The sequence below is a fragment of the Glutamicibacter sp. AGC46 genome (assembly GCF_053543715.1).
Genome location: NZ_JBLVOJ010000016.1, coordinates 29,736 through 39,856, shown reverse-complemented (window position 1 = coordinate 39,856; position 10,121 = coordinate 29,736). Strand labels below are relative to the sequence as shown.

7 protein-coding genes and 1 riboswitch are annotated in these 10,121 nt (G+C 59.5%); of the genes, 5 read left to right on the top strand and 2 right to left on the bottom strand.

Annotated elements, in window-relative coordinates; translation table 11 throughout:
- The 3 genes from ACNPM8_RS10805 to ACNPM8_RS10795 form a co-directional block, all read left to right on the top strand.
- Positions 1-551 (top strand): enolase C-terminal domain-like protein (locus tag ACNPM8_RS10805; RefSeq protein WP_448939828.1); only part of this gene is annotated, 551 nt, incomplete at its 5' end.
- 122 nt (positions 552-673) lie between these two features.
- The gene (locus ACNPM8_RS10800; RefSeq protein WP_332594603.1) at positions 674-1,615 is read left to right on the top strand and encodes an AEC family transporter; all 942 of its coding nucleotides are present in this window, start codon (positions 674-676) and stop codon (positions 1,613-1,615) included.
- A 642-nt stretch (positions 1,616-2,257) separates the two neighbouring features.
- Positions 2,258-4,219: a S8 family peptidase gene (locus ACNPM8_RS10795; protein WP_332730674.1), complete on the top strand. Its 1,962-nt coding sequence runs from the start codon at positions 2,258-2,260 to the stop codon at positions 4,217-4,219.
- Positions 4,220-4,306: 87 nt separating this feature from the next.
- On the opposite strand, the gene ACNPM8_RS10790 is transcribed toward ACNPM8_RS10795, so the two are convergent.
- Positions 4,307-5,104: a dioxygenase family protein gene (locus ACNPM8_RS10790; RefSeq protein ID WP_105656276.1), complete on the bottom strand. Its 798-nt coding sequence runs from the start codon at positions 5,102-5,104 to the stop codon at positions 4,307-4,309.
- Here ACNPM8_RS10790 and ACNPM8_RS10785 point away from each other — a divergent pair.
- Entirely contained in the window at positions 5,103-5,960 is an 858-nt protein-coding gene (locus ACNPM8_RS10785) for a MarR family winged helix-turn-helix transcriptional regulator (protein ID WP_388023207.1), read from the top strand. The two genes, ACNPM8_RS10790 and ACNPM8_RS10785, sit on opposite strands and share 2 nt — an antisense overlap.
- A gap of 62 nt (positions 5,961-6,022) precedes the next feature.
- Here ACNPM8_RS10785 and ACNPM8_RS10780 read toward each other — a convergent pair whose 3' ends face one another.
- The gene (locus ACNPM8_RS10780; RefSeq protein ID WP_448939827.1) at positions 6,023-9,238 is read right to left on the bottom strand and encodes a DEAD/DEAH box helicase; all 3,216 of its coding nucleotides are present in this window, start codon (positions 9,236-9,238) and stop codon (positions 6,023-6,025) included.
- A 140-nt stretch (positions 9,239-9,378) separates the two neighbouring features.
- A riboswitch (SAM riboswitch) is annotated at positions 9,379-9,500 on the top strand.
- A 31-nt stretch (positions 9,501-9,531) separates the two neighbouring features.
- Here ACNPM8_RS10780 and ACNPM8_RS10775 point away from each other — a divergent pair.
- Positions 9,532-10,083: an OsmC family protein gene (locus ACNPM8_RS10775; RefSeq protein WP_332594599.1), complete on the top strand. Its 552-nt coding sequence runs from the start codon at positions 9,532-9,534 to the stop codon at positions 10,081-10,083.
- Positions 10,084-10,121 lie beyond the last annotated feature (38 nt).

Below are 10,121 nucleotides of genomic sequence, written 5' to 3'. Positions count from 1 at the left end.
GCGGCCCTGCGGGCCGCTTCTCGGGCCGCGAGGTCATGAGCGAATTCCGCAGGGCGACCGGTCTGCAGACCGCCACGAACATGATTGCGACTGACTGGCGAGAAATGGCGCACGCGGTGCGCACCAGTGCGGTAGACATCCCCCTGGCAGATCCGCATTTCTGGACCATGTCCGGATCAGTGCGCGTTGCCCAGCTGTGCAACGAGTTCGGACTGACTTGGGGGTCGCACTCGAACAACCACTTCGACATCTCGCTGGCGATGTTCACCCAGGTCGGCGCCGCTGCTCCGGGCGAGATCACGGCACTCGATACCCACTGGATCTGGCAGGATGGACAGGGCCTGACCGAGGAACCATTGGTGATTCGGGACGGAGAGATCAAGGTTCCGCAGCGGTCCGGCTTGGGTGTCAGCCTGGACATGGATCGGGTCGCCCAAGCCCACGAACTGTACCTGGAACATGGGTTGGGCTCGCGTGACGACTCGGTGTCCATGCAATACCTGATTCCCGGCTGGACCTTCGATTCGAAGAGTCCCGCGCTGGTTCGCTGACAGGCTGCCAGGGAATCTGAATAATGCACCGTGGACGGTAGAGGGAGCTTTCGCACCCTCGCCGTCCACGGCTTCGAGAAGCCCCGGAGCTGGGAACACCATTACCGGGCGGGAAAGGCAATATGCAAGGAGTTCTACAGGGATTCTCCGTTGTCTTGATCCTCATCGGCATCGGCCTGCTGATGTCGGTCGCACTGCCGCGACAACGCGCGGCCATTGCCCAGGGGCTCACCCCGCTCATCTTCTACATCACCAACCCCGCCCTGATGTTCACCCTGCTTGCCAGTACCGATCTGCATGCGGTGGTTGGTGTATTCACCCCGATAGCCTTGATGGTTGCGGTGCTGACCGGCTCCGCTTATGCATTGGTCGCGCGGCTGGCCTTCAAGACTCCAGCTCATCGGCTGCCCGTTGCGGCCATGTCCACGAGTTATGTGAATGCTGGAAATATCGGTGTGCCGCTGGCCCTTTATGCGGTGGGCAGCACCAGTCCCGTAGTGTCGGTGCTCATCGCGCAGTTGCTGATCATCGCTCCCGTCTACCTGTGCATGTTCGCGGTGCTCTCCCGCGCCAAATCCGGTGGCGCGGATAGCCTGCCCGGTGCGAAAATGATCCTCAAGTCCATCGCCAACCCTGTCACTATTGCGACCTTCCTCGGTGCGGTGTTCTCCTTCTTTGGCCTGGCACTGCCCGAAGTCATTCATGCGCCAGTGCAAATGATTGGCGACGCATCCATCCCCCTGTTGCTGATGTCCTTTGGAATGGCGCTATACGGCCAGCGTCCATTGTCAGATAAGAACCTGCGCGGCGAAATCTATCTGGCGACCGCGTTCAAGGTGTTCTTCATGCCTTTGCTCGCCTGGCTCGTTGCCCGCTTCGTTTTCGGCCTATCAGGAATCGAACTTCTCGGAGTGGTGATCATGGCGGCGCTTCCAACCGCGCAAAACGTCTTGCTGTTTGCCCAGCAATTCAAGCTCCCCGTCGCCGTGCCGCGCGAAGTGGTGCTGGCAAGCACCCTGCTGACCTTTCCCAGTGTGCTGGTCATTGCCTTCTTGCTGGGCTAGATACGTGCAGCACCGGTATTCGCTCCGGTGGGCATCTTGGGCCTGCCGCTGCTACCCATCCCGTGCGACAGCGTAATCCCTGCCTCGAATGCGCTCGAACCACCTTGCCGAAGCTATCCGTTGCCAGCTGTCTTCCGAACGGTAACTCGGCGGAACTGATGGGCTGGCCAAGCGTCCAGCCGATGAGCTGGCAACCAAGCGGCTATTGGCCATCTCACGGTGCCGAATCCGGAGGGACGCCATTTATTCAATGAATTAGCCAAGATACCTAGCACGCTTGGACCACGGCTTCGACGCCAGGAGAGCTGGATCCCGGAATGTACTCCTAGCTTGAAACAACTTTGGAAAGATAGCGTTCGCTATGCAAATAATTATGTGTTTTCCATGGTCAGTGCGGATCTGAAAATTTCGAACTCCCCAAACATGCAGATAACCATCATTCATTTTTCGAATCTGCGAGTCCGCCGGGATAGTTCCACAGAAATATGTGAAACACCTTTTTAGTACATGAGCGAATATAAAAGATTTATTTGAGAAGTACTTCCTTTAGGAGTTGCCGAGCAGTTACGCTCCTACCGGCACACACCACATCGATTGATCACCGACCTTTGTGCGCCCAAAAACCCTACAAGGAGTGCATCAATGGCACGTTTTTCTACCCCTCTTCGGAGAACCCTGGCCGTCTCCGCGGCCGTAGTGATCGGCATGAGCGGCTTCGGCGCTGGCGCCTTGCCAGCTACCGCCTCCCCCGTATCGGCTCCCGCTGAAAAGTCCCTCCCCAAGGCAAATGGCGAAGACAAGGTCAAGATCGGTTCGGTTCAATCAGGCGAGGCCTACGACCAATTCATCGTCACCTACAAGGCTTCAGCCACGCAGACGGGCAAGTCCTCCCGCGCCAAGGCCTGGGGCCAAGCAGCCAAGGCAGCAGGCGTTACCGTCAAGGAAATGCGAGCCATGGCCACCGGCAGCTTCGTGGTGAAGGCCGACAAGAAACTCAAGGGCAACGGCGCCAAGGAGTTCATGGCCGATATTGCGCAGTCTGGTCTCGTGGAATCGGTGGAACCCGATGCCATCATGAAGATTTCCATGACGCCTAACGACACCCGGTACGGCGAGCAGTGGCACTACAGCGGCACCAACGGGATGCGCTTGCCTTCGGCCTGGGACATCGCCACCGGCGAGGGCAGCATCGTCGCAGTCCTGGATACCGGCATCACCTCGCACTCGGACCTGAACGCCAACATCGTTTCCGGCTACGACTTCGTCTCCAGCTCTGCCTCGGCCCGCGACGGCAACGGCCGCGACGCGAACCCCCAGGACGAGGGCGACTGGTACGCCGCCGGTGAATGCGGCGGCAGCTACTCGGGCAATTCCTCTTGGCACGGCACCCACGTGGCCGGCACCGTAGCCGCAGTCACCAACAACTCCAGCGGCGTGGCCGGAGTTGCCCCGGATGCCAAGATCCAGCCGGTCCGCGTCCTGGCCAAGTGCGGCGGCAGCCTGTCCGATATCGCCGATGCCATCATTTGGGCTTCGGGCGGTTCGGTCCCGGGAATTGCCAATAACCCAACCCCGGCAGACACCATCAACATGTCCCTGGGCGGTGGCGGCGCTTGCGGAACTACCTACCAGGCGGCCATCAACGCCGCGGTTTCGCGCGGCACCTCGGTGGTAGTTGCCGCCGGCAACGAAAGCCAGAACGCTTCGAATTCCCGCCCGGCCAACTGCGAAAACGTCATTACCGTAGCGGCAAGCAACCCTTCGGGCGCTCCGTCGTACTACACGAACTACGGCTCGGCCGTTGACGTCACCGCACCTGGTGGCGACACCCGCTACGCCGGCCAAGGCGTGCTGTCCACCATCAATACCGGCACCACTACTCCATCCAGCCAGGGCTATGCCTTCTACCAGGGCACTTCCATGGCCACCCCGCACGTAGCGGGCATGGTCGCACTGATGAAGTCGGCAGACCCTGGGATGTCCCCCGCCTCCGTGGAAACTGCGTTGAAGCAGGGCACCCGCGCGATGCCAGGCGGTTGCAGCATCGGTTGCGGCGCCGGACTGGTGGATGCCGCCAAGATCATGAATGCCCTGGACGGCAGCAACCCAACACCAACCCCGGAGCCAACTCCGGATCCGGAGCCAAGCGGCAACCTGCTGAAAAATGCAGGTTTCGAGAACGGGGCGGATTACTGGACCGCCAACCGCGCCGACACCTTCGAGTCCGGCTCGGCAGCCCGCTCCGGCAGCGGATTAGCTGGGCTCAATGGTTGGGGCAATTCCAACACCTACACCCTGGACCAGAAGGTCGCCATCCCGGCAGATGCCACCAATGCGCAGCTGGAGTTCTACCTGCATGTGCTGACCAATGAAACTACTGCCTATAGCCAGTACGACAAGCTGACCGTACAGGTTCTGGACGGCTACGGAACCTACAACATGGGCACCTGGTCGAACTTGGATGCCGGCTCGTCCTACGAACTGCAGGCCGTTGACCTGAACAACTTCCGCGGTAAGACCGTTACTTTGCGTTTCAAGGGCGTGGAAGACAGCTCGCAGGCTACCTTGTTCCGCATTGATGATGCATCGGTAGCCGCCAGCTAGAGGATCGACCAGAAAAGTCCGCTATTACCTGCGCAAGCGCGGCACCAATCGGTGCCGCGCTTGCTGCGGGAAAGATAGGGATATCGCCTAGCTCAAGGTCCAGGAGCGCTTGGACAGGCCGTACCAGAAACCGTCAATTGCCGTCTTGGCATCAATTCCACCCGAGGCGTATGCCGCACCCAGCGCAACGTACAGCGGAGCCCAATGCTCCGAGCGCGGGTGCGCTTCGCGGGCCGCCGGGGCCTTGTGCAGGAAGTCGAGGATGGAGTCCACATCCCCGCGGGCCATTGCCTCCTCGGCCCAATGGTCGAACTCGCTGGAGGCCGATGGCGGCGCCGAATCCGGCCCGCCGGCTGGGTTGAACCAGCGCAAGTTGTGGGTGGTGAATCCGGAGCCAACGATCAAGGTTCCCCGCTCGCGCAAGGGCGCCAAGCTCTTGCCCAGATCAAAGAGTCCTGCAGGATCCAGTGTTGGCATGGACATCTGCACCACCGGTACATCCGCATCCGGAAACATTTCCTTCAGCGGCACGTAGGCGCCATGGTCCAGTCCACGCGTCTCGTCGCGCTCCACGTGATGGCCATAGGCCGAGGTCAGCCGTTCGACTTCATTGGCCAGCTCGGGCGCCATTGGCGCGTCGTAGCGAACGTCGTAGTACTTCTGGTCGAAGCCCCAGAAGTCGTAGACCAATTCGTTCTTCTGCTGGGTAGCACTCAGCGTCACCGGCGCATTTTCCCAGTGCGCGGAGATCATCAGAATATCTTTCGGCTTCTCGAAAGTGCCGGACCAGCTAGCCAGCTCCTGGGTCCAGCGCTGGTCGTCGGCCAGTGGCGGTGCGCCATGGCTAAGGAACAAGACGGGAGGGGTATCGGATAGCTGATTCATGATTAAAACCTACCAAGCATTAGTTGAAGCGTCAAGTTTTATTTTCATGAATCCCGATATCCAACTCCAAATGCTCTCCAAGAGGCCCGTGGACAGTGCGGACAGCTTCGCCGCACCACGTTGGGTCCAACGCCAGAGGCAACGGAGGCCATGGCTTTCTTGCTCTGCTTCTGAGCGGCGGCGGAAATCTATTGCTTCTCTAATCACGAATGCAATCGGCAAGTCGTTCCTAAGCTGCGCCGGAGAAGTGGAACTGTACGGCTTTGCAGGCATCAGGCGTTGCCTGGCCAGTCTTTTCCAAGCCATTAATTACGCTCAGCTGGGGATTCGCAGTACGTTCAACACTTCGGCTTCGAACGGCTGCGGTCTCCAATATCAGACTTATCGACCATTAATCTTTAGAATGGTTTGTATGCAAGAAGAAGAACTGATGCAGACGGTCGAAGAAGAATTCACCGCCATCTTATTGCGCGCCCGCCAGATGCTGATCCGTCGCGCCAAGATCATCCACCCGGACCTGCAGGATCCGGGGTACCGCTTGCTTGCAGTGGTCATCCGCGATGAAGCCCAGCAACAGGGAGCACTCGCAGAAAAACTGCGTCTGGACAAGGCGACTATTTCCCGCCTCGTGCAGCACCTCGAGTCTCTGGAACTTGTCACCCGCACCCAGGATCCTTCCGATGGCCGGGCCCAGCTGGTCTCGGCAACAGAAAACGCCAAGGAAAAATGGCGCTCCAGCGGTAACACGCTGCGTGAGGAACTGCGCCGCCAGCTCAAGGAATGGGAAGCCTCCGAACTGAAGAATTTTGGAGATCTCCTGCACCGCCTCAACGACAGTTTTGAACAGATTCTCTAGTCCCCGATCATCAGCTGAAGCCTTGGAGACCTTCTGGTTTCCAAGGCTTCAGCTTTTTAGGCTCACTCCATCAGCGCCAGGAAATCATCGGCGCTTAACGCAGCACTCTGCGCGGCTTGGGCAGTCTCTCCCAGGACATCATTGAACAGCTGCGTCTTCTTGGCCTGCAGCGCGAGCACCTTGGATTCGATGGTGTCCTTTGCCACCAAGCGATACACATAGACCGGACGAGTTTGCCCAATGCGGTGGGCCCGGTCAATAGCCTGGGCTTCGGCCTGCGGGTTCCACCATGGGTCCAGCAAGATGCAGTAGTCGGCGGAAGTGAGATTAATGCCGAAGCCGCCGGACTTCAGCGAGATGAAGAAGACCGGGAAATCTCCCTCGCTGAAACCGTCAATCAGTTCCTTGCGCTTTGGGCCAGTGGTGGACCCATCAAGGTATCCGTGCTCAATGCCCAGCTCTTCAGCGACGTCGCGTGCCTTGGCCAAGAAACTGGTGAATTGGCTGAAGACCAGAATCTTATGCCCTTCAGAAACCGCGTCCCCCATGAGTTCGCGCAGCATTTCCAGCTTCGCGCTCGGGGCATCGCCCTCGCCTACCAGGGACGGATCCAAGGCCAGCTGGCGCAGCAGGGTCAGCGACTGGAGAATCTGGAAGCGATTCGAATCAACGTCGTCAACCAGGCCCAGGACTTCTTGCCGCACACGCTGGAAGCGGCGGTCATAGGCTTTGCGGTGCCCCGGCTCCAGTTCGACTTCCAGCACCTGTTCGGTCTTCGCCGGCAGCTCTGGAACGACCTGTTCCTTGGTACGGCGCAGCACGAACGGACGCAGTCGGCTCTTCAGGCGCTCCAGGCGCTCCTGGTCTCCGTCGGCAATGGGCTTCTGGTAGTTGTCCTTAAAGGACTTCGCACCGCCCAGCAGGCCTGGTGCAGCCAGTGAGACCAACGCCCACAGTTCCAGCAGGTTGTTTTCCATGGGAGTGCCAGTGACCACGAATTTGCACGGCACTGGCAGCTGCCGGGCCTGCTTGTAGCCTTTGGAGGCATGGTTCTTCAGTTGCTGGGCCTCGTCCATGATCATGACGTTGAATCCGGCGGCTTCAAAATCCTCATAGGCCAGGCGGAAGATCGTGTAGCTGGTAACTACCAATTGGGCGTCACCGATCTGCGACGCCATGCTTTGGCCGCTCTTTCTAGCTGTTGAAGTGATGCCGGTGACGCTCATCTGCGGCGCAAATCGCTGCGCCTCATTGATCCAGTTGCCCACCACCGAGGTAGGAGCCAGCACCAGGAATTTCTGGGCAGGATCCTCGACGCGCGCTTGTTCAAGGCAAGCCAGCAGCTGGACGGTCTTGCCCAGACCCATATCGTCGGCAAGGACGCCACCGAGATCATGGGTACGCAAGAAGTTGAGCCAGGATAGGCCGTGGCCCTGATACGGGCGCAGTTCAGCGTTGAACGTTTCCGCTAGCTGGACCGGCTGCATTTCTTCACCGCTTTGCAGCGCATTCATGGTCTGCAGCCACTGGTTGTGCTGGGCTTCGATAATGCCCAGATCCACCAGTTCTTGCCACCAGTCGATGCTCAACTTATGGATGCGGATCGTATCGCCCTGCACCGTGCCCAGCTCCCCGGCCTCTGATATCAGCTGGCGCAGCTGCGTGAAATCTGCACCATCAATCGGGATCACCGTAAGGTCATCGAGGACGAGATACTCATCTTGCTTGGTCAAGGCCTCCAGCAGCAGTGGGAACGGGACCTTGGTCTCGTCCAGGAGCACTTCCACAGACAAGTCGAACCAGTCCCCCGTGCTTTCGCCGGCTTCGACACTGACAGCGGCCGGCGCGTGGCTGATCCGGTACTTCGGCAGCCTGTTCTGCTCTTCAACGACCACATCGGGATGCTCTGCCAATAGCGGCAATGCGTAGACCAAGAAATCGATGGATTCGGAGGTGCTGAATTCCTTCGGCGGGAAGATTCCTGAAGAGGTCAGTTGCCCCAAGGAAGCCTGCGCGCCGAGCTTGTCCTGCACCGAAGCAGCAATTTCCTTTTCCACGGCATACTGGCGGGGGCCCGCGGAGGCGTACTCCCAGGAATAGCTCACGGTCAGCGGAGTTCGGATGCTCTCCAGGGACAGCTTGAGGCTGGGGCGTGCTGGAACAGGGATGCTGTAGCTGTCATCCTCGCTCTTCAACGGTGCCATCAGGCGCAATCGGTCCAGGTGCTGGCGCTCGAAAAGCTCAACGCCTTCCTGCGGGATGGATTGCGCACCGGATTCAATAAATGTGGCCAGTTCCTTCGTGACCGGTTCAGCGAACCGGGCCAAACCGATTTCCCTGGCCTTCGGCAAGGGGCCGGACGCGTAAGCCAACAAGGTCGGCGGCGTGCCTATGGGCAAGAGGTAGAGGTGCTCTTCGCTCGGCCCGCGCAGCTTCCCTTCCATGCTCAGGCCATGTTCACCGCGACGCACATCCACGTGTGCCATGGCTGGTTGCTCGCTGAACTCCACCGGGGCCTTGGCCGTAGAACCGCCGTTGACGATCTGCACTCCAGCTTCACGCAGGGCTTCGAACGCATCCAGCAGGTCCTGGCCTGGAAGATCCATCAAGGAGATCCACTCCTTGGGATCCCACGAATGGTGATAAGTATCTTGTTCAACGTGTTCACGCAACCGGTCCAGTTCAACGACCGCACGACGCTGCTTCTTGGAGAACCGCGTATCAAAGGCAACATTGCGCCAGCTGATCCCGGTTTGGATCCAGGGGCTCTTGGTGCCCTGGCGGGCCGGGCGTGCCTGCAAGGTCAGCGCGTCCTCGCCGCCATAACGCGGTTCGCTGACCACTTTCAGGATCAATCCCAACGGTTCTTCGGCAGCCAGCGGCTCATCGGAAATGACTGGAAGCAGACGGTCAAGGGTACGTTCCCACTGCGGCTTGCTATTGCGTTTCCATGCGTGGGGATCCACCCCGGAGTCGGAGACGAAGAAGCCCTGGTCTTCTTCGGTGGTGACCTCAATGAGCAAGGCGGCGACGTCTTCACAGGACTGAACCCCCGGATGCTTGCCGCAGAAGCTGGTGAAGCTGATATTGCCCGCGGTGATTTCCAATTGGGCCATCACCGATTCGCGCAGCACCACACCGGAGATGCGGGTAGATCCCGGTTGCATTACCCGGTTGGCGATCTGCACTTTTCCGGAATCACACAGGAATTGGCCCAGGTTGTATTCGGATTCGGTCACCAAGGTCTGGGCCGCAGAAAGTGTCAGCTGGAATTCCATACTCGCCGTTCATTGTTCGTGCAGTGGGCGCCCGAGAGCTAGATTCCATCTTAGCGAGCCGGAAAGCAAGATGCCCGGTGACGAAAAGTTACTTCTGCCCTTTACCCGCGGGCCCTGCAACCGATAGAAATTAATCACTGAATCACGAGTTCCACTCTTTGAGCCCTGGCTGAGTGGACGGCAACCCTCCTGCGTCATTGTGCGGGGTGCCCCAGGTGAAGATTCGACGCATCTTGACAGCCAAGATGCGTAAGCGATGGCGCCCCTTGCGCCAGAAAGGGGATCAATTCCCCATGACTAATGCAGCATCTGCCCCAACCGTATCCGAAGACCGCGCACAGCGCCTGCAGGAAGCAGGCAAGGGCTGGGGCGAACGAATTTCGGCTGCCCCGCAAAGTGCCCAATTGACTTTCACTGTGGAGGGCGAAGGCTTCGATTCGGTAGCCAGCAACATTGTCTCGGGCAAGCACACCTTCCAGGTCGACGAGCCAGCTGCCCTGGGCGGCAGCGACCTGGCCGCAAGCCCCGTGGAATACGCGCTCGGAGCGCTCATCTCCTGCCAGGTTGTGGTCTACCGCTTGTACGCGCAGAATCTCGGCATCCAGGTGGACGACGTGAAGATCCAGGCCAATGGCCACCTCGATGTCCGCGGACTCTTCGGCATCGACCAGACCATCCGCCCCGGCTTCTCGTCGGTGGATCTGGACATCCGGATTGCCGGACCGGAATCAGCTGAACGCTATGAAGAACTGCGCCGCGCAGTGGATGCCCACTGCCCAGTGCTGGACCTCTTCGCCAATCCGGTGCCGGTGACAACCGCGGTGAGCATCACAGAGATCAACTAGAGTTCGCTGAACTAAAAAGCACCGCGGCGGCCCCCCCC